General features: G+C 72.6%; 20 protein-coding genes. 7 read left to right on the top strand and 13 right to left on the bottom strand.

Annotation, left to right across the window (positions count from 1 at the left end):
• Positions 1 to 73: 73 nt before the first annotated feature.
• Positions 74 to 748, top strand: a complete 675-nt coding sequence (locus AB1460_RS10660; protein ID WP_368960758.1) for a helix-turn-helix domain-containing protein — start codon at positions 74 to 76, stop codon at positions 746 to 748.
• Here AB1460_RS10660 and AB1460_RS10655 read toward each other — a convergent pair.
• From AB1460_RS10655 to AB1460_RS10645, 3 genes are all read right to left on the bottom strand, one after another.
• Positions 701 to 1,357: a ClpP family protease gene (locus AB1460_RS10655; protein ID WP_368960703.1), complete on the bottom strand. Its 657-nt coding sequence runs from the start codon at positions 1,355 to 1,357 to the stop codon at positions 701 to 703. The two genes, AB1460_RS10660 and AB1460_RS10655, sit on opposite strands and share 48 nt — an antisense overlap.
• A gap of 219 nt (positions 1,358 to 1,576) precedes the next feature.
• Positions 1,577 to 2,035 (bottom strand): MerR family transcriptional regulator, encoded by a 459-nt coding sequence (locus tag AB1460_RS10650; protein ID WP_368960702.1) that lies wholly within the window; start codon positions 2,033 to 2,035, stop codon positions 1,577 to 1,579.
• 205 nt (positions 2,036 to 2,240) lie between these two features.
• Positions 2,241 to 2,717: a MerR family transcriptional regulator gene (locus AB1460_RS10645; RefSeq protein ID WP_407673501.1), complete on the bottom strand. Its 477-nt coding sequence runs from the start codon at positions 2,715 to 2,717 to the stop codon at positions 2,241 to 2,243.
• A gap of 707 nt (positions 2,718 to 3,424) precedes the next feature.
• On the opposite strand from AB1460_RS10645, the gene AB1460_RS10640 reads away from it, so the two are divergent.
• Positions 3,425 to 4,249, top strand: coding sequence for an NUDIX hydrolase (locus tag AB1460_RS10640; RefSeq protein ID WP_368960701.1), 825 nt, complete (start codon positions 3,425 to 3,427; stop codon positions 4,247 to 4,249).
• A 220-nt stretch (positions 4,250 to 4,469) separates the two neighbouring features.
• Positions 4,470 to 6,407 (top strand): serine/threonine-protein kinase, encoded by a 1,938-nt coding sequence (locus AB1460_RS10635; RefSeq protein WP_368960700.1) that lies wholly within the window; start codon positions 4,470 to 4,472, stop codon positions 6,405 to 6,407.
• A gap of 13 nt (positions 6,408 to 6,420) precedes the next feature.
• Here AB1460_RS10635 and AB1460_RS10630 read toward each other — a convergent pair whose 3' ends face one another.
• Complete coding sequence (locus AB1460_RS10630) at positions 6,421 to 7,044, bottom strand: XRE family transcriptional regulator (RefSeq protein WP_368960699.1); 624 nt, start codon at positions 7,042 to 7,044, stop codon at positions 6,421 to 6,423.
• Between the two features lie 479 nt (positions 7,045 to 7,523).
• Between AB1460_RS10630 and AB1460_RS10625 the strand changes: the two genes are divergently transcribed.
• Positions 7,524 to 8,543, top strand: a complete 1,020-nt coding sequence (locus AB1460_RS10625; RefSeq protein WP_368960698.1) for a DEDDh family exonuclease — start codon at positions 7,524 to 7,526, stop codon at positions 8,541 to 8,543.
• Between the two features lie 68 nt (positions 8,544 to 8,611).
• On the opposite strand, the gene AB1460_RS10620 is transcribed toward AB1460_RS10625, so the two are convergent.
• Complete coding sequence (locus AB1460_RS10620) at positions 8,612 to 9,253, bottom strand: DUF309 domain-containing protein (protein ID WP_368960697.1); 642 nt, start codon at positions 9,251 to 9,253, stop codon at positions 8,612 to 8,614.
• The gene (locus AB1460_RS10615) at positions 9,250 to 10,779 is read right to left on the bottom strand and encodes a serine/threonine-protein kinase (protein ID WP_368960695.1); all 1,530 of its coding nucleotides are present in this window, start codon (positions 10,777 to 10,779) and stop codon (positions 9,250 to 9,252) included. The genes AB1460_RS10620 and AB1460_RS10615 overlap by 4 nt, the downstream gene beginning before the upstream one ends.
• 184 nt (positions 10,780 to 10,963) lie before the next feature.
• On the opposite strand from AB1460_RS10615, the gene AB1460_RS10610 reads away from it, so the two are divergent.
• Together AB1460_RS10610 and AB1460_RS10605 are read left to right on the top strand one after the other, a co-directional pair.
• Positions 10,964 to 12,619 carry an ABC-F family ATP-binding cassette domain-containing protein gene (locus tag AB1460_RS10610; protein WP_368960694.1) on the top strand — a complete coding sequence of 552 codons (1,656 nt, stop codon included), beginning with the start codon at positions 10,964 to 10,966 and terminating at the stop codon, positions 12,617 to 12,619.
• 136 nt (positions 12,620 to 12,755) lie between these two features.
• The gene (locus tag AB1460_RS10605; RefSeq protein WP_368960692.1) at positions 12,756 to 13,241 is read left to right on the top strand and encodes a DUF456 domain-containing protein; all 486 of its coding nucleotides are present in this window, start codon (positions 12,756 to 12,758) and stop codon (positions 13,239 to 13,241) included.
• A gap of 120 nt (positions 13,242 to 13,361) precedes the next feature.
• Here AB1460_RS10605 and AB1460_RS10600 read toward each other — a convergent pair whose 3' ends face one another.
• Complete coding sequence (locus tag AB1460_RS10600; protein WP_368960691.1) at positions 13,362 to 13,694, bottom strand: hypothetical protein; 333 nt, start codon at positions 13,692 to 13,694, stop codon at positions 13,362 to 13,364.
• A gap of 268 nt (positions 13,695 to 13,962) precedes the next feature.
• A complete protein-coding gene (locus AB1460_RS10595) occupies positions 13,963 to 14,235 on the bottom strand; it encodes a hypothetical protein (protein WP_368960689.1) in 273 nt (90 codons plus the stop codon).
• 151 nt (positions 14,236 to 14,386) lie between these two features.
• Here AB1460_RS10595 and AB1460_RS10590 point away from each other — a divergent pair, with 151 nt between their 5' ends.
• Positions 14,387 to 15,778, top strand: a complete 1,392-nt coding sequence (locus tag AB1460_RS10590) for a M20/M25/M40 family metallo-hydrolase (RefSeq protein WP_368960688.1) — start codon at positions 14,387 to 14,389, stop codon at positions 15,776 to 15,778.
• Between the two features lie 152 nt (positions 15,779 to 15,930).
• Here AB1460_RS10590 and AB1460_RS10585 read toward each other — a convergent pair whose 3' ends face one another.
• From AB1460_RS10585 to AB1460_RS10565, 5 genes are all read right to left on the bottom strand, one after another.
• Positions 15,931 to 17,454, bottom strand: coding sequence for an NAD(P)/FAD-dependent oxidoreductase (locus AB1460_RS10585; protein WP_368960686.1), 1,524 nt, complete (start codon positions 17,452 to 17,454; stop codon positions 15,931 to 15,933).
• A gap of 222 nt (positions 17,455 to 17,676) precedes the next feature.
• Positions 17,677 to 17,880 (bottom strand): DUF5703 family protein, encoded by a 204-nt coding sequence (locus AB1460_RS10580; protein ID WP_368960684.1) that lies wholly within the window; start codon positions 17,878 to 17,880, stop codon positions 17,677 to 17,679.
• A gap of 289 nt (positions 17,881 to 18,169) precedes the next feature.
• Entirely contained in the window at positions 18,170 to 19,546 is a 1,377-nt protein-coding gene (locus AB1460_RS10575; RefSeq protein ID WP_368960683.1) for a mannosyltransferase family protein, read from the bottom strand.
• 182 nt (positions 19,547 to 19,728) lie between these two features.
• Complete coding sequence (locus tag AB1460_RS10570; protein WP_368960681.1) at positions 19,729 to 21,561, bottom strand: glycosyltransferase family 39 protein; 1,833 nt, start codon at positions 21,559 to 21,561, stop codon at positions 19,729 to 19,731.
• 210 nt (positions 21,562 to 21,771) lie between these two features.
• Positions 21,772 to 23,253 carry an NAD(P)/FAD-dependent oxidoreductase gene (locus AB1460_RS10565; RefSeq protein ID WP_368960679.1) on the bottom strand — a complete coding sequence of 494 codons (1,482 nt, stop codon included), beginning with the start codon at positions 23,251 to 23,253 and terminating at the stop codon, positions 21,772 to 21,774.
• Positions 23,254 to 23,519: the final 266 nt, after the last annotated feature.

The raw sequence follows: 23,519 nt of genomic DNA, 5'->3' as shown, positions 1-23,519 counted from the left end.
CAGCGCGGTGACGAACGGAGCAGGGGCCGCCGGAAGCGGTGTCACACCCGAGCACCGGGTGGCCACGCCACCGCTGCGTGACCTGTTCGGCGAGGTGCTGCGCAGGGTGCGACGCCAGCAGGGCCGCACCCTGCGGGACGTCGCCGCGGCCGCCCAGGTGTCGATGCCCTATCTCTCGGAGGTGGAGCGCGGGCGCAAGGAGGCCTCCTCGGAGGTGCTCGCGGCGATCTGCCGCGCGCTGGGTATCCGGGTGGTCGACCTGCTCGCGGCGGCGATGAGCGAGCTGGTGCGGTATGAGCCGCTGCCGGCGCGGCACACCATGCCGGCCAGCCCCGACCGGATCCGGCCCGACAGTGTCGTGGCCAACGGTGTCATGGCCAACGGTGTCGTGGTCGACGGTGTCCTGGTCGTGGTCTCCGGAACGCACCCGACCGTACCCGCAGCGGGAGCCGGTGCCGCCGCCCACGAGATCGTCGCGGGCCCGGAGCGGCGGGGTCCGGTCGCCGCCGTGGGCGGGGCCCGGGTGATACGGCCGGCCGGCCGGTACGAGGCGCGTGCGGCCACGGGCCGGCAGGTGATCCACCTGGGCACCGGCGGCCCGCGGCGCGGCCCGTCCGTGCTCCGGCACGCGGTCCGGCCGGGGCCGGGGCGCCCGGCCCATGTGCGCGCCCACACGCGCACCCGCGCGGGAACCGGCGGCTCAGGCGGTGCGTGGCACGGAGCGTGGGGCGTGCCGGTCTCGGTGTGAGGCGGTGGCCATCCGGCCGGCGCTGTCGATGACCTCGTCGACCAGGCCGTATTCCCGGGCCTGGTCAGCGGTGAACCAGCGGTCGCGGTCGGAGTCGGCCTCGACCCGTTCCACCGGCTGCCCGGAATGCGTCGAGATCAGCTTCTGGATCAGGTGCTTGGCGGCCAGCAGCTGCTCCGCCTGGATCGAGATGTCCGCGGTCGATCCGCCGATCCCCCCGGACGGCTGATGCATCAGCACCCTGGCGTGGGGCAGCGCGTACCGCTTGCCGGGCGCACCGCTGGTGAGCAGCACCTGCGCCATCGACCCGGCCATCCCCAGGGCGACGGTGGCGACGTCGTTCCCGATGTACTGCATCGTGTCGTAGATGGCCATGCCCGCGCTGACCGAGCCACCCGGCGAGTTGATGTACAGGAAGATGTCGGCTGTCGGGTCGTCGGCGGCGAGGAGCAGGAGCTCGCCGCAGATGGCGTTGGCCATCGCGTCCTCGACCACCGCGCCGAGGAAGACGATGCGGTTCGCGAGCAGCCGCTGGAACACCTGGTCCTCGAACGGTGCGGACGCGGCGGCAGGCGCGTGCCCGGTGTGCTGCGTGTGCAGGGTGCTCATGGCTGTGGTGACCTCCCGCCGGCCCGGCGGGGTCGGGGATCACGTGCAGGGGCCGGCGAGGCCAGCCTCGCCGAGAAGGCACCCCGCGGGAGGGGATGTCTGCCCCCGGCAGATCTGCCCGTGGCAGACGGCACCTGGCACCTGTGCCGCCCGGCCTGGCGCGGGTGCGGCGCAGGGAGGTGGGCCAGGCGGGAGGCGGGCCAGGGCGGGCCCGTCAGATCAGAAGATGCCCGGGTCGCCGTCGAAACGCAGCCGGGTCCGCGCGGTGTCGTCGTGCAGCATCACCATGAACGCCTCCGCGACGCGGACCTGCTCCTGCAGAGAGGCCAGCTTCTCCTCGGCGAGACTGACCCAGGTGGCGAGCCGCTCACGCAGTTCCTCCCGGCGCTCGTGGGGGAGACCATCCCGGTCGATCTCCTCGCGGAGACCGACCAGCGCCCGCATCTCGTCGAGCGTGAATCCCAGCGGCTTCATCTTCTTGATGAGCAGGAAGCGCTCGAGTGCGTCGTCGTCGTAGAGCGGATAGCCGCCAGCGGCCTGCCCGACGGCCACGAGCAGACCGGCCTCCTCATAGAAACGGACCGTCCGCAGGGACAGCCCGACCAGGGTGGCGACCTCGCCGATCTCGTAGACGCCGCGGTGGGCTGCGGAGGGGGTGATGTTCCCTGTCGTGGACAATTCGACCCTTATGTCGGTATCGCGGGCAGATGACGGTGGGTGGGCGCGACCGCTGGCGGTACCGGATCCGGATGGCGCGCTGCCGCCGGCGGGACCCGTCCCAGCATATTGCGGGCCCGCCGTGCCCCGACGACCCGGCGCCGGGCATATTGCCCGTCCGGGCACGGTCCCATCGGCAGGGCCGCCCTGGTGCTCCGGTGGCTCGTCAGTGCTCCGGCAGCTCGTCGTGGCTCTCGCCCTGGACCGTTGTCTGTGATCTCTCGACATCATCGTGCAGACCGACGACGAAATCCTCCGCGACACCGGCCTGCTCGCGCAGGGTGGCAAGTTTCTGCTCGGCCAGAACGACCCAGGTACGGAGCCGCTCCCGCAGCTCGGCCCGCCGCTCGGATGCCAGCTGCGGGTCGATGAGCTCATCACGAACGGCCAGCAGCGAGCGCATCTCGTCGAGGGTGAAACCCAGCGGCTTCATTTTCCGGATGAGGAGCAGGCGGCTGACGGCGTCGTCGTCATACAGACGGAATCCGCCCGGGGTCCGGCCGGTCGGAACGAGAAGCCCGGCCTCCTCGTAGTAGCGCACCGTACGCAGCGACAATCCCACCCGCTCGGCAACCTCTCCGATCTGGAGAGTGTTGCGTCGGACCAGACTGGGAACGGATTCGTCCCTGCGCATCGTCGACAAAGCTACCCTTACGTCAGGGCCGGGAATCGCGGGCCGTGGCGCTGACCGGTGGCCGAGCGGGTGACTCCCGAGCACTCTACTTAGACCGTGTCATTGGTACGGAGCACTGTACGACGTCCCGGAGCCCGGCGAAAATCGGCCCGAGGGCTGATCTTAACGGTCATCTCGGACACGACGACGTCCGTACCGTACGCGTTCGCGTCACGCCGTCCTGTCACCATCCCGGTGCGGATCGCGCCCCGGGGGCTGCGTCAGGTGATCCGGCCAGATCTCCGCGGCCGGTTCACCGCCATGGCGGACGGCCGGTTCACCGCCATAGCGGAGTGTTCTCCTGGTGCCCGTGCCGCGTCGGGCGGATCTGCGGGCGGTGCGACCGCGGGCGCGGGGCGAGATGCCGAACCGGCCGGGGCGTGCCACCGGCCGCGGCGGGCACGTCCCGTCGAATCCACCGGCCTGCCCGGTGGTCCGCCTCCGGGCAGCCCAGGCGGTATCGGAAATACACGGACGGCGTAAAGGTGTCGTAAATCGGACTGAGCGCCCGGGAGTTCTTCGACATACTTCCGCGGCCCGCCCGGTGAGTGGCGAAGGAGCGTTCTCCGCGCCGCGCGAAAGCTCGTGATACCGCCCTGTTCCCCCGCGATGGCCCGGGTTGGGCGATGATCGGGGTGGCTGGGTCCGGCGGCGGGCACGGAATCGGAGGCGGCGCAATGAGCATCACCAACGAGGCGGTCGGGCAGGCACTGCGTTCCTGCCTGGCCCGCCACCCCGGTGACCACAGGCGGCTCGCGCCACTGCTGCGGGCCGCCGACAGGGCCGGCGCCGGTTCCTCCCGGCTCACCTGGCGCAGGACACTGCCAGGCCACGTCACCTGCTCGATGGTGGCGGTCAACGTGGAGGGCCGCGTCCTGCAGATCCATCACCGGGCTTCCGGTCTGTGGCTGCAGCCCGGCGGCCATGTCGAGGACCGCGACCTCTCCCTGTTCGGCGCGGCCCTGCGGGAACTCGCCGAGGAGACCGGAATCGGCCGCCGTGGCGTCGATCCGGTCGTCCCCTACCCGGTGGACGTCGACATCCACTGGGTGGGCGCGCACCCGCACCGGCGCGAGCCACAGGATCACATGCACTACGACTTCCGTTTCGTGGTCACGATCCGCAGCGACGACCTGTCCGCCGGCAGCGCCGCCGAGGGCCGCCCCGTCCCGGTGAGCCCCACCTCGCCGGACCCCACCACTTCGGTGGGCGGACGGTCAACCGCATCCGGGGGAGCCGGCCCGGCCAGGCTGCGGACGGGTCGGGTGGCGCTCGGCGCCGGCGGGCCGGGCGGGGTTCCCGCCAGCAGGGTGGAGCCGGCGCCGCGCGCCGGCACGGGCGGTACCCGGAGCCACCAGCCGGGCGGGGCCCACGACCTCCTTGTTCTCGCCGCCGACGAGGTCGCCGGCGCCCGTTGGGTGGAGGTCGCGGACCTCGACGGGCGCCTCGCCGAGCGGGTCGCCGCGGTGCTCGGCCGGCCCGGCGGCCCCGCGAGGCCCTGAGCGCTCCGGGCTGCGCCGGCTGGTCCGAACGGGTGTAAGCGGCGGCACGGTCCGGGCCGAAAGCCCCTCATGCCCCCTGGGCCAGGCACGCTTCTCCTGGGCGCTCGTCGGCCTCGTCCCGGTTCGGGACGGGGCGCCGTGGAGATCTGGACGCCGGACATCGACGTCCCGCCCCGGACGGCAGCGCCCCATGCCAGTCAGACCGGGGGGAGGCCGGCGGATGGAGATTCCGCGGAAGTTGGGGCCGTTCCTGCTGACCCGCCGCATCGGTACGGGCGGCATGGGGACGGTCTACTACGGGACCCAGGACGGTCCGGACGGTCCGCCGGCCGCGGTGAAGGTCATCCGGGCGGAGTTCGCCGATCATCCTGAGTTCCGCGCGCGTTTCCGGCGCGAGATCGAGGTTGTCCGCCGGGTGGCGGGCGCGTGCACGGCCCGCGTTCTGGCGGCGGACCCGGACGGTGATCCGCCCTACCTGGCCACCGAGTACCTCGCTGGTCCCAGCCTGGCCGAGTACGTGCGCGAGCACGGCCCGCTGGCCGGCGACGCGCTGCGGACGCTCGCGGTGGGCCTGGCCGAGGCGCTGGTCGCGATCCACGAGGCCGGGGTCGTGCACCGTGACCTGAAACCCTCCAACGTGCTCCTCACCCGCGACGGCCCGCGGGTCGTCGACTTCGGCATCGCGCAGGCTGCCGACACCATCTCGCTGACCGGCGCCGGATGCTCGGTCGGAAGCCCCGCCTACATGAGCCCCGAGCAGGTCAGCGGGCGGTTCAGCGACCCGGCGATGGATGTCTTCGCCTGGGGGTGCACGGTTGCCTACGCGGCCACCGGCCGTTCTCCCTTCGGGGGCGGCTCGGCCGACGCGGTGCTGTTCCGCGTCCGGCACGACCCGGCGAACCTCGACGGGGTTCCCGGCCGGCTCTACGGGCTTCTCGCCCGGACGCTCACGAAGAACGCTCGGGCCCGCCCGAGCATCCCCGCGGTGCTCCGCGAGGTCCTCGCGATGTCGGACGTCGGTGCGGCGGTCAGCAGCGACGCCGAGGACGCGGATCTCACGGCACTGGTCAACCAGGTGATCGCGGAGGGCTGGCTGTCCACCGCGCATCTCGACCCCCGGATCCTCGACCTCGACGCACACGACCGGCCGCGACTGCCGATCGTCCGTGCCCCGAGCCCGGCGCCGACACCCGTACCGGCGTCGGTGCCGGTTCCAGCAGCACCGTCGGTTCCAGCAGCGCCGTCGAAACCGGCACCCGGGCGCAGGCCGGTGCACTCCGCGGAGTCGCCTGCGCCCAACCCGCTGCCCGCACCGACGGTCAGCCCCGGACGGGCGACCCGGCCGGCCGCGGCGACCCGCTCCGGCGCCGCCGGCTCGGCGACTCCGGCGAGCCGGTCGGCTTTCATGCCTCGGGCTGCCGCCGGGGAACCGGCCCGGTACGCGGTTCCCCGGCAGCGCACGGAGGACCAGCACCTCGGCAGTGCCGACACCACGGATCCGGGCCAGCCCAGCGCACCTGGCGCGCCGCGGGGAAGCGGCGCGCCTCGCGGGTCCGGCCGGACGGGCGGGGCCGGCGGCAGGTCGGGCGGCGCCGGCGGATCGGCTGGCGCCGGCAGCCGCCACAGCGCCTCCGGACGGCCGACCCGAGGTCTCGGCGTGCGCGGGGCCGGTGGGACGAGCGGGCGTGTCCGGACGGGATCGTCCGCCGGGCGGGCTGAGCCCGGTGGTCCCGCCACCCGGGGAAGCCGCCCGGGTGGCGGGACCGGCTCGGCGACGTCCGTCATGCCCCGCCTCACCCTGTCGGTGCCCACTCCGTCGGTGCCCACCGCGGTGGCGGACGACCGCGGGCCTGCCCGGCCCCGGCATCGGCGGGCGGGCGGCGCCCATTCCCAGCGGGCCCACGCCCGGCGCCAGACAGCCGAGAGGCAGGCAGCCCAGAGGGCGACCGTCGGCCTGCCTGCCCGACCCATGGCCAGGGCCGTCGTGGCGCCGGCAGGGCGGAAGGCCCCCCGGCGGGGGAGAGGAGCGCACCGAGGCTCCCGACAGGTGCACCTCCCGATCGGGTGGATGACCATGGGACCCGGCACCCCGCTATGGATCATGATCGTGTGCCTCGCGGTCATGCTGGTCGCGCTGATCGCGGTGGCTACCCGCTGAGGGCGGGCAGCGGTCATCTCCGCACGGCCCGCCCGTGCGGCGCCCGCTCACCGAGGTCGCGCCGGGGGGCCTCGGCCTCCCGCCGACCCGCGACCGTGAGGTGGCCCGTACCAGTGCGGGCCGGCCCGCCGTGGCGGCCCGCGCGGGCCATTGCGACGCGCACGGCCGAGCTGCGGATCAGGGTCGTGTCCAACACCAGATCGTCGACCGGGACGGTGAGACCCTCCTCGACCAGCACCGCCGCCGTCATGCTGTCACCGGTGAGCAGCACCTCCCGGAGCTGCTCGAGGATGCCGCGCAGCGTCGCGATCTGCTGGGCGCATGACGGTGTGCCGAGCGTCGGCAACCAGGCCGGCCACGGGTGGGCCGTCACCTCCTGGTCCGGCACACCAAGCTCCCGGGCGAGGGCGAGCTGCGAAATACGATCGGGGATTACCCCACGGTTCTCCCAGCGCCAGATCTTCTGGCGCTGGGCCGCCATACTGGCGACACCGAGTTCACGTGCCCGGGCCGCGACGATACGTGCCACGGTTTCGTAGGACCAGCCATGCAGCGAGCGAAGCCGGCGCAGGGGGTGGGTCGACTCGGAGACTGATTCCTGCAGAGGAAGCGGGTGGTCGGGCTGTATGACGAACATTCGTTCCACCTTTTCGTGTGCGCCCCCGCCCTCCCATCCCTCGCCTGGTCCCGAAACCGCTCGGGTGTCGCCTGGCCGCGGCATCTCGGCCCGCACTCCTGACCGGACGACGCCGCCGTGACGCATCCGGGTGTTTCCCAACAGGCGCAGGACGCGCCTGGCCGTCCCCGACAACGACCGGCGCACGCCCGGTGGGGCCTCACGGGCACCACCGGGCCAACCACCTGTCAGGCCCTGACTCCCACCACCCGCGAGTTCGGGGGACCACCCGCGAAGCGGGCCCTCCACGCGCGTGACGACGGGCACATAAACAACGGGAGAACAATAGCATTACTGCCTGTCGCGGTCCGCTTGTTTCCCTCGCGCGGCACTCCGCGTCACTCCGGGTCACTCCGGTCGCACCAGGATCGCTCAGCCGCCGCACTGCACCCGGCCGCGGGGCAACGTCCTGTCGGTGGTCTGCGTCATGATTCCCCGCTGTGAGTGCTGAGAATGCTGACCCCCTCGGCTCCGCCGCCAGGTTCACCCACCCGTACGCGGTCGTCGACGTCGAGACCACCGGTCTTTCCCCGGTGCGGGACAGGGTGCTGTCCATAGCCGTGGTCCTGACCTCGCCGGACGGCACCGTCGAGGGTCGCTGGTCGACCCTCCTCGACCCCGGGTGCGATCCCGGGCCGGTGCATATCCACGGCCTCACCAGGCAGCGCCTGGCTGGCAGCCCCACGTTCGCCGCCGTCGTCGATGAGCTGGCGGACCTGCTCGCCGGCCGGGTGCTGGTGGCTCACAACGCGGCGTTCGACTGGCGGATGCTCGCCGGGGAGGCCCTGCGCATCGGGCGGACACTGCCGGTCGAGTGGCGGCTGTGCACCCTGACTCTCGCCAGCCGTCTCGGTCTGGAGCTGACAAGCCTGCGGCTGGCGGCACTGGCGGCCCACTGGGGGATCGCCCAGCGCCGCGCCCACGACGCCGAGGACGACGCCGAGGTACTGGCCGCGCTGCTTCCACGCATTCTCGAGCGGGCCAGGGAGCAGTATCTGGAGCTGCCGCTGACACGGTGCGGCGTCGAGCGCGAGGGCATCGCCGTGTACCCCCCGCGCTACTCGGCGTCGGGTCGGCCGCCGCCGTGCCGGTACCACAACCCCGGCCCGCTGGCCCCTGGGGCGCCCCTGGTCCAGGGCATGCGGGTGGTCTTCACCGGTCCGACGACGACGGAGCGCGCCGCCCTCGTCGACCGTGCTGCCGCGGCCGGTCTGCAGGTGTCCGCAAACGTCAGCCGCCGGACGAGCGTGCTGGTGACGAATGTCCCGGGCGGCGCCACCGAGAAGGCAAGGGCGGCTGCGCGCCTGGAGATTCCCGTCCGGAACGAGCAGGACTTCCTCGCGCTGCTGGAGGCGGTCGCCCCCGGCGATCCCGTTGCGGAGCTCGCCACCGCGTCGGCTGGGCCCCCTGCGAAGGCCGGGGCTGCCGGGCCGCAGGAGCCGGTGGGCCGTCGGGAGTAGGCGCGCAGTCGGGAGGGCTGTGCCCGCCGGTTGGTGTGTGCAGGTCCCCGAGCAGAATGCCTGCCGGGTCAGCGTCTCAGGAGCCGCGGTGGCCGGAGATCCGCGCTCGGCCGGCAGTCCCGCTCAAGCAGGCCGAGCTGCGCGGTGGCCCACCGGGCCACGCCAACCAGATCAAGGTCCTGCCCCCAGTCGCTCCTGGGCGCCTCTCCGGTGGTCGAGGGCTGTCTGGCGGTCGGTGTCTCTCCGCCGAGGTCGGTTGGTCGGGGGGTGGGACGGGTCTCATGCGCCCCTCGCGCTGTCGCCTCGCAGAGTTCTCGCAGGTGGGGCTCGAGCTCGGTCAGCCCGCGTCGCAACAGCGCGACCGCACCGCGGCAGTTCCCCCGTGCGGCATGCACCAGACCGACCACGATCTGGGTGAGACCACGCCAGAGGCCACGCTCCGCGCTCGGCGCCGCTCGCCAGGCCGCCTCCAGCACCTCGTGAGCCTGGAAGTAGAGACCATCGTCGAGGAGGTTCTGAGCAGTCTCCAGGATCGCCCGCGGGCTGTCCGGGAGATGCTCCGGCAACGGAGGGACGCCGACTGACCCATGCGGCAGCGGGCGGCCGAGACGGTCGCGGGGCCGCTGCTCCACCTCTCGCCGGGTTCGCTCCCCGTGGGTCAGCGGGGCAGCCTGCTCCGGGTGGTCACCGCGCGGCGGCGGATCCGTCATGTCGCCAGGAAGGTGATCATCACAAGAACGAGCATCGCTGCCACGGCGATGCCAACCACGGCGATGCCGATCCGCACCGCCCGCGCACCTGGCCGCATTGTTGCGTCAGGCCCCGCCGGTTCGTGCCCGTCGCCGGGAGCGATCTGCACCGTGGCGAGGGCACCCGCCCGGCTGTCCGCGCCCCGTCGGGTCTGCGTGCCCGTCTCCCGCTCGGAGGCCTCGGTGCCCGGTCCCGGTGGGGTCCCCACGGGCACAGTGCTCCCCATGACCTGCGCAGCGTGCTCCGTTGCCGGCCCTGCGCCGGCCGGTCGAGTGGCACCGGTGGGCGCCGCGTCTCCGGCGGGAGCGCTCGTAACCGGCGGAGCGGCCTCCGCGGGCGGGCGGGCGTCGGCTGGCGGTTTGTCCTCGCCTGGCGGTGCCGTGTCGGCTGGATCGGCTGGATCGGCTGGATCGGCTGGCGGTGTGCTCTCGCCTGGCGGAGCGGCGTCGGTGTCGGCGACCGCGGAGTCATCCAGCACCAGTTCCAGCCCGTGGTCGGTGCGGCCCGGGCGGTTCGGGTGGTCCGGTGCCGGTGCTGGCGCGGCCGGCGCGGGATGAGGGCTGGCGGCGGCCGCGACCGCCTCGTCCAGGACAGCGGAGACGCCCGAGCGGGCGAGCCAACCAGGGCCGCGGGAGCGGGCCATGGCCTGGGCCATGGCGAGCGCGAACTCGCGCGCATCCGCCGGGCGGCGTGCCGGCTCCTTGGCGAGAGCGTGCTCGACGACCCGGGCGACTGGCGCCGGGACGCCGGTGAGCGGCCGTGGCGTGACGGTGAGGTGGTGCCGGGCCCAGTGCTCGGCTGTGGGCGGCCGCACGTGGAACAGCGGGCGACGGGCGAGCAGTTCGTACAGCACCACGGCGAGCCCGTACAGATCGGTCGCAGGCCCCAGTTCGTCCAGGGTGAACTGTTCGGGCGCCATGTACCGGGGGGTTCCCCCGGGAGCGGGCCCGCGGCGTCCGGAGCCGGGGCCCTGGGCGTGCGCGATGCCGAAGTCGGTCAGCTTCGGCGTCCCGTCGGCGGTGAAGAGGATGTTGGACGGCTTGATGTCGCGGTGGAGGATGCCGCGGGCGTGCACGTGCTCGAGCGCCGCGGCGGTGGCGAGACCGATCGCGCAGGCCGTCTCGGCGGAGACGCCGGCCGCGGCCCGGCTCTGCAGGCTGCCGCCGTCGAGCAGCTCCATGACGATCAGCGCGAGGTCCTCGTGTACGAGGTGGTGGGAGACCTGCACAAGGTGCGGGTGGTCGAGCGCGGAGAGCAGCCGGGCCTCGGCCGCGGCGTCGGGCCCGGCGGCCGCGACGGCCCTCGGGGCGCCGGTGGCGCCGAACACGGCTCGTTCCTCGACACCGAGCGCCATCGCCTTGACCGCGACCCGGCGGCCGGCATCGTCGGTCGCGGCGAGGACCACGGCAGACCCGCCGCGGCCGAGCTCGGGTCCGAGGTCGTAACCGGGCAGCGCCGCGGCCACCCGGGCCCGATCGATGATCATTTTGGGCCCCGGGTCGCGGTGACGGAGATCCCGATTTCAGGCGCATGTCGGGAAGCGTGGGAAGAGTGCATGGTCGCACCATTGTGGGTGTTCCGGCCCTCCCGTGGCGGGTCGGCAGCCCGCCTGACGGGCGGCGGGGTCACCAGCCCGCTCGGGCGGTACGGCCCCCGGCGACACTGGACCCATGTCCGCCACTCTTGTCGCGTCCGATCTGACTGTGCTGCGCGGCGGCGCCGTCGTCCTGGCGGGGATCTCGCTCACTGTCGTGCCCGGTGACCGTCTCGGCGTGGTCGGGCCGAACGGGGTGGGCAAGTCGACCCTGCTGAGGGCCCTCGCCGGCCAGGTGCCGCCGGACAGCGGCCGAGTCGACCTCTCGCCGCCCACCGCTGCCGTCGGCCTGCTGCCCCAGGAGCCCGACCGCCGCCAGGACGAGACCCTCCGGCAGTACCTGGCCCGCCGGACCGGCGTGACGGCTGCCCAGGAAGCCCTCGACCGGGCCACCGCGGACCTGTCCGACTCGGTCGCCGGCGCCGACGACCGCTACAACGAGGCCCTGGAACGGTGGCTGGCGCTCGGCGCCGCGGACCTGGACCACCGGGCCGAGCAGGTCGTCGCCGAGCTGGGCCTGCCCGCCGGGTCGCTGGACCGCCCGACGGCCACGCTCTCCGGCGGCCAGGCGGCGCGTGGCTCGCTCGCGAGCGTCCTGCTCTCCCGCTTCGACATCACCCTGCTGGACGAGCCCACCAACGACCTCGACTTCGACGGCCTGGAGCGGCTCGAGCAGTACGTCACGCAGATGCCGGGCGCACTCGTCGTCGTCAGCCACGACCGCGAGTTCCTGGACCGGACGATCGACGCGGTCGCCGAGATCGACCGGCACCAGCACTCCGTCACCCGGTACGCCGGTGGTTGGGACGCCTATCTGGAGGCCCGCGGGCTCGCCCGCCGGCAGGCCCGGGAGCGGTACGAGCGTTTCGCCGACCGCCGGGCCGACCTCGTCTCGCAGGTCCAACGCCAGCGTGAGCAGTCGGTCCGCGGAGCGGTGCGGGCGAAGCGGCGCGCGCCGGACGCGGACCGCTCCGCCCGCGGTGCACGGATCGAGGCGGCCACCAAGAGCGCTGGCCGGGTCCGCTCGCTGCAGACCCAGCTCGAACGCCTGGAGAGCGGTGGGGAGGCGGTCGCAGAGCCGCGCAAGGAGTGGCAGCTGCGGATGTCCATCGCCACCGCCCCCCGCTCGGGCGATGTGGTGGCCACGCTGTCCGGCGCCGTCGTCGAGCGGCCGGGCTTCCGGCTCGGGCCGGTGGACCTCACCGTCGCCTGGGCCGACCGGGTGGTGATCACCGGCCCGAACGGAGCAGGCAAGAGCACGCTGCTGGCCGCGCTGCTCGGCCGCCAGCCGTTGACCGCGGGGCGGCACATGCTCGGTTCGGGGGTGCTCCTCGGCGAGATCGACCAGGCCCGGTCGCGCTTCCGGGGGGAGGCGACGGCGGCCACTGTCGCCGAGAAGGCCACCGGAGGCACGGCCGCCGACGTCCGCACACTTTTCGCGAAGTTCGGGCTCGGGGCGGATCAGATGACGCGGCCCGCCGCGTCGCTGTCGCCTGGCGAGCGCACCCGGGCCGCGCTGGCCCTGCTGCAGGGCGCCGGGGTGAACTGTCTGGTGCTGGACGAGCCCACCAACCACCTGGACCTGCCCGCCATCGAACAGCTGGAGCAGGCCGTCGAGGGTTTCGAGGGGACCCTGCTGCTGGTCACCCACGACCGGCGCCTGCTCGAGGCCGTGCGGGTGACCCGCCGGCTCACCGTGGCGGACGGCGAGGTCCAGGAGAGTCCGGCCTGATCGGCGGTCGGGAGCCACGGCGGGGGGTATTTTCGGGCGGAGCGGGTGTCGGCGCCCCGAACCGGGGCGGGGCACGAGGGCGGAGCGCGAGCGGCCCACCGCCGCGGAGGCGGGCCGGTGTCGGGAGGTCATCGCCATGAGCGGCGTGGAGCTGTTCGCGGTCGCCCTGGTCATGGCTCTCGGCCTCGTCGGAGTCCTGGTGCCCGTGCTTCCGGGCCTGCTGGTCGTCTGGGGCGCCGCGGTGTGGTGGACGATCGCGGACGGTGGCGGAGCCGCGCGCTGGCTGGTGCTCGCGGTCATCAGCGCGCTGTTCGTTGTGGGGTCGCTGGCCAAGTACGTGCTGCCGGGGCGCGCCGCCTCCGCCGCGGGGGCACCGTTCGGGACGATGCTCGTCGGCGCGGTCTGCGCTGTGATCGGGTTCTTTGTCGTGCCTGTCATCGGCCTGCTCGTCGGTGGCCTCGCCGGGATCTATCTGGCCGAACTCGCCCGCCTGCGCGACCCCGGTCAGGCCGCGGCGTCCACCTGGGCGGCGACGCTCGCCTTCGGCGTCGGGCTCCTGGTGGAGATCTGTGCGGGACTCGCGATGGTGCTGGCCTGGGGCGTCGGTGAGCTGATCACCTGACGCCGGGGAACGGAAACGTCGGCCTCCGCGGAACGGTGGCGACCTCCGGGGCGAGCCGGTCGCCACCTCATTCCGTTCCCCGGCCGGCTTCAGCTGTGTGGAACCTGCCTGGTCAGCGGACTACCAGTTCCAGTCCCAGTTCCAGTCGTCCTTGCCCCGCTTGTCCTTGTCCCAGCGGTCCTTCTCCCACTTGTCCTTGTCCCAACGATCCTTATCCCACTTGTCCTTCTCCCACTTGTCGTTCTTCCACTCGTCCTTCTCCCACTTGTCGTCCTTCCGGTGGTCCTTGTCCCAGCGGTCTTTCTCCCACTTGTCCTTGCCGTACTGCTCGTGGTGGCCCTTGTCGTCCCAGAAGGCCTGCGCGGAAACCGCGCCCGGACCCAGGCCGAGAGCCGCGACGGTGGCACCCGTCGCAACAAGAACGAGAATTCTACGTGGTGCGGACTTTCCCATAGTTCCCCCATGGATCAAATTCCTGTGCGGCGGCCCCGCACCAGCAGGGGGCCTGCCACTCGGCAGGCCATGCCAAACAAAGAATCTTTGCGGGTGTGTGTTGGGGGAATTTGGGGCCGCGGTATTTCCCGATTTCCTTCGGGTGCGCGGGCGGCGGACGCCCTCGGGGAATTGGTGGGGGTGTGGACCGGCTTCCTGCGGGTGCGGTCCGTGGGGGCGACGGTTCGCCTGCGCCGCGGTACCGTTCACCGCGGGCCCGCAGGAGTGCTCACCGGGCTGGCCCGCCCCGCTCCACGACTCTGGTGTCCGGGTGGTGTACCTGTGCGGTGGTGAGTGTCCCGGAACCGCCTTCGAGCCCGTCCGGGACCCGTCGGACGGGCTTCGGCCCAACCGGGAGTGTCGTCGTTTTCGTCATGCTGGCGAAGAACCGCTGGAGTCGTCCGTAGCCGTGTGCCAGGTTCAGGTGGTAGTCAAGGTCGCCGGTGGTCGGGAAGACCGCGGCGCAGCCAAGGTCTGCGCGCGGGCATCGGTACACGGTCATGGCGGGTCCTCCTGCCGGTCGGGTCCTCCTACCAGGTGGCGTGCCGGGCCATCACGGATCGTTCACAGGCCGGAAACCGGTGCGGAACGCCTCGTGGCGACGCTACGTCCCTGCTCCGATGAACGCATGGCCGGAGGGGCAGACTGGAGTCATGGCAAACGCGTCCCTCGATCCCCCTGACGTCCCTGCCGCCGCCGAGAACCGGCCGGCGGCCGCCGCGGGGCAGGCGGCAAGCGCCGGCGCGGCGCTGACGGCCGAGTCCGAGGTGGTGGACCTGTGTCGGGATCTGCTCCGGTTCGAGTCCGTCAACCGGGGGAACGGCGACGGTCACGAGCGGCCGATCGCCGAGTTCGTGGCGGAGAAGCTGGCCGAGGTGGGCCTGGAGCCGGTCCTGCTCGAGTCCGCCCCGGGCCGCACAAGTGTCGTGACCCGGCTGGAGGGCTCTGATCCGTCCCGCTCACCGCTGCTGATCCACGGCCATCTGGACGTCGTCCCGGCCGACCCGACGGACTGGCGCGTGCACCCCTTCGCCGGTGAGGAGCTCGACGGCTGTCTGTGGGGGCGGGGCGCCATCGACATGAAGGACATGGACGCCATGACCCTCGCGGTCGTGCGTGACATGGCCCGCTCCGGCCGTCGTCCGCCGCGTGACCTCGTGGTGGCCTTCGTGGCCGACGAGGAGGCCGGGGGCACCCTCGGGGCGCGCTGGCTGGTCGACAACCACCCCGACCACTTCGCCGACTGCACGGAGGCGATCAGCGAGGTCGGTGGGTTCTCCTACACGGTCTCGGACGACCTGCGGCTCTACCTCATCGAGACGGCCGAGAAGGGCATCGCCTGGATGAAGCTCACCGTGGCCGGGCGGGCGGGCCACGGGTCGATGCTCAGCGAGGACAACGCCGTCACCAAGCTGTGCGAGGCGGTGGCCCGGCTGGGCCGTCACCAGTTCCCGATCGTCGTCACGCCCACGGTGCGGGTGTTCCTCGACTCGATCGGCGAGGCACTGGGCATCGAGCTCGACGCGGGCGACATCGAGAGCACGATCGCGAAGCTCGGTCCGATCGCCCGCATGGTCGGCGCGACGATCCGCAACACGGTGAACCCGACCCAGCTGGCGGCCGGCCACAAGGTGAACGTGATTCCCGGGGAGGCCACCGCCTACGTGGACGGGCGCTACCTGCCCGGCCAGGAGGAGGAGTTCCTGCGCCAGGTCGACGAGCTTCTCGGGCCGGAGGTGCGGCGCGAGTGGGTGGTCAACGACCAGGCGCTGGAGACCGGGTTCGACGGGCCGCTGGTGGACGCGATGGCCTCGGCGCTGCGGGCGGAGGACCCGGCGGCGCGCGCCGTCCCCTACATGCTCTCCGGCGGCACCGACGCGAAGTCGTTCTCCCGTCTCGGCATCCGCTGCTTCGGCTTCTCGCCGCTGCTGCTGCCGCCCGACCTCGACTTCGCGGGGATGTTCCACGGCGTCGACGAGCGGGTGCCCGTCGACGCCCTGCGGTTCGGTGTCCGCGTGCTGGACCGCTTCCTCGCCTCGTCCTGACCGGAGCCTGACCGCCGCTGCGCGGGCAGCGGCGGTCACCGGCGGGCAGGACGGTCAGGGGGCCCGAGCCCGGACGGCAGCAGGCCCGGCTCCGGGGCGCTCGGCTCCGGGGCCGGGCCTGCTGGACGGATCCGTCCGGCCCGCGCCCGTGGTCAGGCGGTGCCGGTGGAGGTGCTGCCCGAGGCCGCGCCCCCGGACGGCGTGCCGTCCGGGGTGAGACGGGGCGCGTCCGTTCCCGCCTTCCGGGCCGTGGGGACGGCCCCCGGCTGCGCTGCCGGGCGGGTCACCGCGGACGGGCCGCGGGAGGCCCAGTCGTCGGGCAGGGTCGGCATGAAGCCTTCCCCGAGGCGCTGCAGCGCAGACCGGGCGAAGATCTGCTGCTGGGTGACGGTCCGCTCCGACCGACCGCGGCCGATGAAGCTCACCGTCCAGTGCAGCAGGGTCGTCACCCGGTGCTTGAACCCGATGATGTAGACGAGGTGCACGGCGAGCCACATCAGCCAGGCCAGGAACCCGCTGAGCTGCACGCCCTTGATGCTGGCCACCGCGCTGAAGCGCGAGATCGTGGCCATGCTGCCCTTGTCCTTGTACTCGAAGTTGCGCATCGGCGGGCCGCCGCGCAACCGGGTGGCGATCGTCTTCGAGGCGTACTTGCCACCCTGGATGGCGACCTGGGCCACACCAGGAAGCCGGTCGAGGGTGGCCATGTCCCCGACGACGAACACCTCGGGGTGACCGGGCAGGGTCAGGTCCGGCTGCACCTGGATCCGGCCGGCCCGGTCGAGGACCGCGCCGGACTGCTCGGCGAGCTGCCTGCCGAGCGGGCTGGCGGCGACGCCGGCGGCCCAGATCTTGCAGACCGACTCGATCCGGCGCCGGGTGCCGTCGGAGTCCTCGACGTCGATGCCGCGGGAGTCGACATTGACGACCCGGGCGCCGAGCTGGATCTCGACGCCGATCTTCTCCAGCTTCGCGGTGGCCTTGGCGGCCAGCTTCTCCCCGAAGGTGCCGAGCACGGTCGGCGCGGCGTCGAGGAGAATGATCCGGGCCTTGGTGGTGTCGACGTGCCGGAAGTCGTGGCGCAGCGTCCGATGCGCCATCTCGGCGATCTGACCGGCCATCTCCACACCGGTCGGGCCGGCACCGACCACGACAAAGGTCATGTAGCGCGCGGCGTCGGCCGGGTCGGGCGAGGTCTCGGCCACCTCGAAGGCGCCGAAGATCCGCCCGCGCAGCTCCAGCGCGTCGTCGATGCTCTTCATGCCCGGGGCGTGCTCGGCGAAGTGGTCGTTCCCGAAATAGGACTGACCGGCGCCGGCCGCGACAATCAGGCTGTCGTATGGCTGCACTTCCGTGCGCCCCAGCAGGTTCGACGTCACGGTCTTCTCGGCGAGGTCGATACCGGTGACCTCGCCGAGAACGGTCCGCACGTTCTGCTGGCGGCGCAGCACCTCACGGGTCGCCGGGGCGATCTCGCCCTCGGAAAGGATGCCCGTCGCAACCTGGTAAAGCAGTGGCTGGAACAGGTGATGTGTGGTCTTAGCGACGACAGTCACCTCGACGGGCTCGCGGCGCAGCGCCTGGGCGGCGAACAGCCCGCCGAAACCCGAGCCGATGATCACGACCCGATGCTTTTGGTGCCCGTCGCTCGTAGCGGTCACAATCGCTCCCCACATGCCGAAGGGTGTCTGACGGAGTGGTTCACGGTCCGTCCGCCTCACCATCTTCCGCCGCGTAGCGGAAGGGAGATCGTGGCGATACTCACGTCACGGGACGCCGCTGTCACGCAGGCGGGCGGCACACCGAACAGGACGTGTTGTACCCATCGGAACCAGGGCAGCGTGCCGCCACCGCCGGGCAGCCGCGGCCAGCGGGCGGCCGGGAGCGACCGGGCGAACTCAGGTGGGCAGATATCCGGGAAGGCCGCCCGGTCGGCGCCGCCGACGTAGCACCACTCGGCGGGTCCCATCGGGGTGGATCCGGGAGCGGTCGAGCTCCCAGTCGCCGAACTCGGCGTGCAGAGTGAGGATCGCGACCGCGGTCCGCCGGTCGGTACCCGGGGGCATGGTCAGCTTCTGGTACTCGAGATCCCTGTCCGCCAAGACGCGTGCACCTCCCGCTGCGCCGGCCCAACGCGCCGGCGGTCCTCCCGTGCGCGGACGTCCGCACCGGCGCCCGCGGATCGGTGCCGCGGCCCCGGTGGGTCTGTGAACGCCGGGTCTCCTGAGGGGAAACCTTGGCGTAGCGGCCGATCGCGCACAAGAGTGTGGCCGCATCGCGGCCACACAATCATCGGGAGGTCGCGGATCAACCGGCCGCGGGTCAACCGGCCGCGGGTCAGCAGGCCGCGCCGGGCACATGCCGGGGACGGGCCCCTGGCCGGGGGACGGGTCAGGGGACGTAGGAGAGCGTGAACGCCAGCGTGGCATAGACGGTCATCGCCGCTGCCGAAACCGTGATCACCAGATTCCACGCCTCGCGGCGAGCTGTGGCCATGGCGGCCACCAGCAGGAACGGGAAGGCGCCATACAGGTAGCGCTCGGACGAGTCGAGATTGCTGCCGGTGACCACGGCCGCGAACACCAGCCCGGACCACACGGCATACGACACCGGCAGGGTACGGACCATCACCACCAGGGCCGCCACGGCGAGCAGCAGCCAGGGAACGTGCAGGGCCGTGCCGAGCTCGCCGGTCGTCGCTCCGCGGGCCGCGTCGATGATGGTCGCGAGCGGATTGCCCGTGCTGCCGTGCCGTGCCGCGTCCCGCTGCATGGTGAGCGGGGCCAGCCCGTCCCCGTGCGCCGAGGCGGACCACATCAGATACACACCGGCGCCGACAACCGGGGCGATGACCGCAGCGAACCGGCTGAGCATCTCCCGGCCGGTCGGCCCGCCGGCCGCCACGGGACGGACCAGCGGCCCGGGTGCCCCCGCCGCCCCGAGCCTGCCAGTCAGCGGCAGGCGCAGCCCCCGGGCCGCCTCGATCGCCACCGGGATGGCCAGCAACAGGCCCAGCGGCCGGCACAGGCCGCCGAGTAGCCCGGCGGCGGCCGCGATCTCCCAGCGGCGGCTGCGTGCCCCGAGGATCACGGCGGCGGCGAGCAGCCCGGCCAGCGCCTCCGCATAACCCATCACCAGGACGAAGGCGGGCGGTGCCAGCGCTGAGATCCAGATCAGCCGCTGGATCGCGTCCTCACCGAAACCCTCCGTACGCGCCACGCCGACCAGCGCCAACGCGAACCCGAGCGCCAGCACGTTGACCAGCACCACCAACACCGCGCCGCTGTGACCGCCCAGGCCCGGCAGGACCGTGAACACCCGGACCAGCAGGGGCAGCAGGGGGAAGAAACGGCGGCTCTCGTCCCCGGACGCCTCGTACCCGTGCTCGGCGATGGTGAGGTACCAGCCGGCATCCCAGCCGAGCAGGCCCGTCGTCTCCAGCCCGGCGGCGTTGTCCTCCCGGACGCTGTCGGCGAGGAAACGGGTCAGGCCCAGCGCGGCTCCGACCACCACCCGGGCGGCGAGCCAGGCGACCAGGATCTCCCGGAAGTACCAGCGCCGAGCCCAGGCACCCGCCGCCGCCGCGGCTCCGCGTTCGAGGGCGGGAGCAGAAGCGGGGGCGGAGGCGCCGCTGGCATGCCGGCCCGCCCTCCCTCGTCCCGCGCCGGCCACCGGTACCTCGCCCGCCGCGGGAAGGAGCGCGCTGGCAGGTGCCGGACGGGGGGCCGGCGCGGCCGCGCGTTCCGGCGGCACCGTGCCGTCCGGCACCTGCCGCTCTGGCGCCCCCGGCGCAGGTGCGTCCGAGATCGCCGCCCCGGTGCCCCCGTGCGGTGTCGGCATCGGTTGCGGTTGCGGTTGCGGCGGGGCGGGGCGGCGTCGGTCCGGGCGCGCAGGCCGAGCGGTCTCGAACCAGGAACCTCCCCCGGCAGCGCCCGGTGGTCCGGGCTCGGTCACGACGCTCGGAAGCGCAGCAGGGCGTAGTTCTCGTAGACCCGCGTCGGCAGGCCCTGCTCCATCACCTCGTCGGCGTTCGGGCGCCGCTCCTGCAGGGTCGTCCGGACCTGGGTGCACAACTCCTCGTAGGTCCGGTAGGCGCCCGAGCCGGCCATGAAGACAGTGTTGGTCCCCGCCTCGGCCAGCGCCCGCTCCGCGAACGCGACCCCGTTGGCACCTTCGTTCCGTTCCTCGTAGTCGACCCAGTTCACCCGGTCCGGCCCGGCGTAGGTCGGCACCACGTACACCTTGAGCCAGGACGGGACGGTGCGTGCGAGCCCGGGTCCGAGCTGGTCCGGGCACACCAGCAGGATGTCCCCGGGGCTGGCCAGCCGGGTGAGGACAGCCGCGGCCTCGCCGGCCTGGGAACGCTCCCGCCGGACGTCGCTCGTGCCGGCGACAACACCGGCCAGCGCGGCTATGGCGAGCACACCGTGGAACACGCGCCGATCCGCCAGCATGGTCGCGCCGAGCCCGACCACCAGCAGGAACGGGACGAAGGCCGTCGCGGTGTAGCGGTCGGCCCAGGCGTTGCCCACGGCCTTGCCGGCGGCGACGGCGACGATCAGTGTCCCGGTGGCGAGGAGGAACAGGGTGCGCCCCGGCTCGAGCCCCTTCAGATCGAGCAGGAGGAACCGGCCGCCGAGCGGGCGCCCGGCGATGCCCGCGGCGACCAGGCCGGTGATCAGGAACAGCAGCAGACGGCCGAGGGTGGTCGGCCCGCCGGCCCACTGGCCGTAGGCGTGGCTGACGGCCGCGAAGGTCGCCGGCTCACCCCAGGGCGTGCCGGTGTGCGCGAGCTGGGAGAAGAAGTTCGGCAGCCAGGGCGCGAACACCAGGCCGCCGGCGACGATCCCGACGATCCCCGCCAGCGGACCGCGCGGGGACCAGGGCGGCACCGTCCGTCCGGAAGCGTCCACCGTGTCGGCGAGGACCTCGGCCGGGTGCCGGCCGCCAGCCCACTGGTCGGCGGTCTCCGCCAGCCCTGCGGCCGGCGTGCCGTTGGACGGCACCGGACTGACAGCCGTCGCCGCGGGGCGCGGGGCGCGGACCGAGCCCGGCCGGTGCCCGCCACGCGCGCGCCCGCCGGGGCGGGTGGAGCGCGCGTCGCGCACCGCCCGCGCCGCCGCGAGCCGCCGCCGCAGGAAGACCAGGCCGATCAGCCACGCGCCGACGGTGACCAGCAGGTAGAGGCACCAGTAGTGGGTGAGCGCGAGGCAGCCGGAGCAGAGGGCCAGCGCGGCGATGTTCTTCGCGCGCGGCTCCCGCAGCACCCGCTCCAGGGCCAGGCCGCCGAGCGTGGTGAGCAGCACGATGAGGCTGTACATCCGCGTTTCGGTGCCGAAGTACAGCGCGAACGGCGAGGTCAGGTAGAACACCACCGCGACCTTCGCCGCCCGCTGGCCGACCAGCCGGCGGCCGAGGTAGTACAGCGGCACCGCCGAGCCGAGGTTGATCACCGCGGACATGGCCCGCACCGCTCCCGTGCCGTCCCCGAGAACGGACGTCCACAGATGCAGGAGGATGTAGTAGAGGGGTGGCGAGCCGTCCTCCAGCAGCCCGTCCCACATGGTCGGGCCGGTCCCGGAGAGGGGGAGGCGGGCGATCGCCACGCTCTGCGCCTCGTCCAGCCAGAGCGGCTGGCGGGCGACGAAACGCAGCACCACCGCCGCGGTGATGATCAGTACGAGTGCGGCCCGGAAGATCCGCTCCTCGCGGCCGGGCCGCGCGCCGGCCCTGTCGACCGGCTCGGGCGTGTTTTCCGCCGGCCGCACCGCGACGTCGGTCACGGTCTGTCCCTTCGGTGCCAGGGGCCGCGGGGCGGACCGGCCGTTCCGCGCAGGGCGGCCGGCCGGCCCGCGCTCGCGGGCACATTGCTGCGGGTGAACGTCGACGCGCTCAGGATGACGCGCCCAGGCGCGCACCGGCCACGCCGGGTGCGCGGAACACATCCGGATCCCACCTCACCGGAGGTGGGATCACAACCGCGCGCCCGCGGTCTAGGCGCGCTTCGTGGAGGAAACCTCGTGGTAATCCTCCTCGACGTTCACCTCCCAGACGTCGTGGGACTTGCCGTCGATGATGTTCTCGACCGTGAGCATCGCGGTCAGCATCGAGTGGTCCTGGTTGTTGTAGCGGTGCATGCCGTTACGGCCCACGGGGTGGACGTTCGGCGTGTTGTCCTCGAGCCACCCGCGGATGATGTCGACGTTCTTCTTGTAGTCCATGTCGTAGTACGGGTAGGCCTTGGGCATCCGCACGACGTAACCGGCCTCGACCTTGGCCGATCCGACCAGGCCGAGCTTCGCCAGCTCCCGGGTGCCGAGGGCGATCAGGTCCTCGTCCGAGGAGTTCCACATCTCGTCACCCTCGAAGACGAAGTACTCGAGCCCGAGGCAGGTCTTGCCGTCCTTCACCAGGAACGGCGACCATGACGCGAAGTTCTGGATGCGGCCGACCTTCACGTCCGGGGCGTGGATGTAGATCCAGTTGTCCGGGAAACCGGCGGACTCGGGGACGACCAGCGCCACCGTCAGGAAGTCGCGGTACTTGAGCGCGTTCGCGGCGGCGAGAACACGCGGCGGGACCGGCGGGTCCATCACGCGCACCAGCGAGGAGAACGACATCGACGAGATGAAGTGGTCGCCGGTGTACTGGTACTCGGTGCCGAGGTCGCTGCGGGACGACTCGGGCGCCCCGGCGCCGGGCCCGTAGCCGCCCGTGACCACCGTGGTGACGCCGGTGGCACGCCCGTTCTCGTGGTGGATCTTGCGAACCTTCTCCTCGAAGATGATCCGCCCGCCCTGCTTGGTGATCTTGTCGGCGGCGGTCTCCCACATCATTCCCGGCCCGAACTTCGGGTACTGGAACTCCTCGATGAGGGAGGTGATCTCCTTCTGGTTCCGCTTCGGCAGCACCGCGTTGATGATGGCGTTGCTCATGGAGAGGCTCTTGATCCGCTGGGCGGCCCAGTCGGACGGCATCTCGCTGACCTGCACGCCCCACAGCTTCTCCGTGTAGGTCTTGAAGAAGGTGCGGTAGAGCCGCCAGCCGAAGCGGGCGACCAGCCAGCTCTCGTAGTCCGACTGGTCCTTGGGCGGGCGCACCCGGGCCGCCGCGTACGAGCCGATGCAGCGGGCCGCCTCGAGAACACCGAGGTTACCCAGCGCGTTGCCGGCCTTCAGGGGGTAGTCGAAGAACTTCCCCTTGTAGTAAATACGGCTGGATCGCGGCCGGAGCAGGAAGTCCTCATCCGGCAGGATCTCGTGCCACAGCTTTTCGACCTCGGGGACCTTGGTAAAGAAGCGGTGGCCGCCGATGTCGAACCGCCAGCCGTCCCGCTGGGCCGTACGGCTGATTCCACCGACTACCGAGTCACCCTCGATAATCGTCACGGGGATCTCCCGCTTCATCAGTTCCCAGCCGGCGGACAGACCGGCCGGCCCGGCTCCGATGACGACTACCTCTGGCTTTTCGGTCACTGTGCCGGACCTCTCCTCAACGACATCGTCCGTGGTCAGTAGGGGCAGGCCTGCGGCATGTTTCACGCCCGCGGCTGACGGAACCCCTCCCGGTGCCGGAACCTTCGCATCCGGCCTCCGGGGCAGTCTCGCATGGTTGTTACCGTCGCTTCACCGGACCCCCCGGCGCCGGGCCACCGCAGCGGTTCCCAGGCGTTCGCAGCGAGCGGGAAGGCCGCGACCCGACGCGGGCCCGGTAAGGTCGGTGGCTCGCCGACGCGGGGCGC

Origin of the sequence: Parafrankia sp. FMc2 (genome assembly GCF_041008525.1) — a bacterium.
In the GTDB taxonomy this organism is placed as follows: domain Bacteria; phylum Actinomycetota; class Actinomycetes; order Frankiales; family Frankiaceae; genus Parafrankia.
The sequence above is the reverse complement of the archived record's forward strand: the minus strand, read 5'-3'. Positions and strand labels throughout refer to the sequence as shown.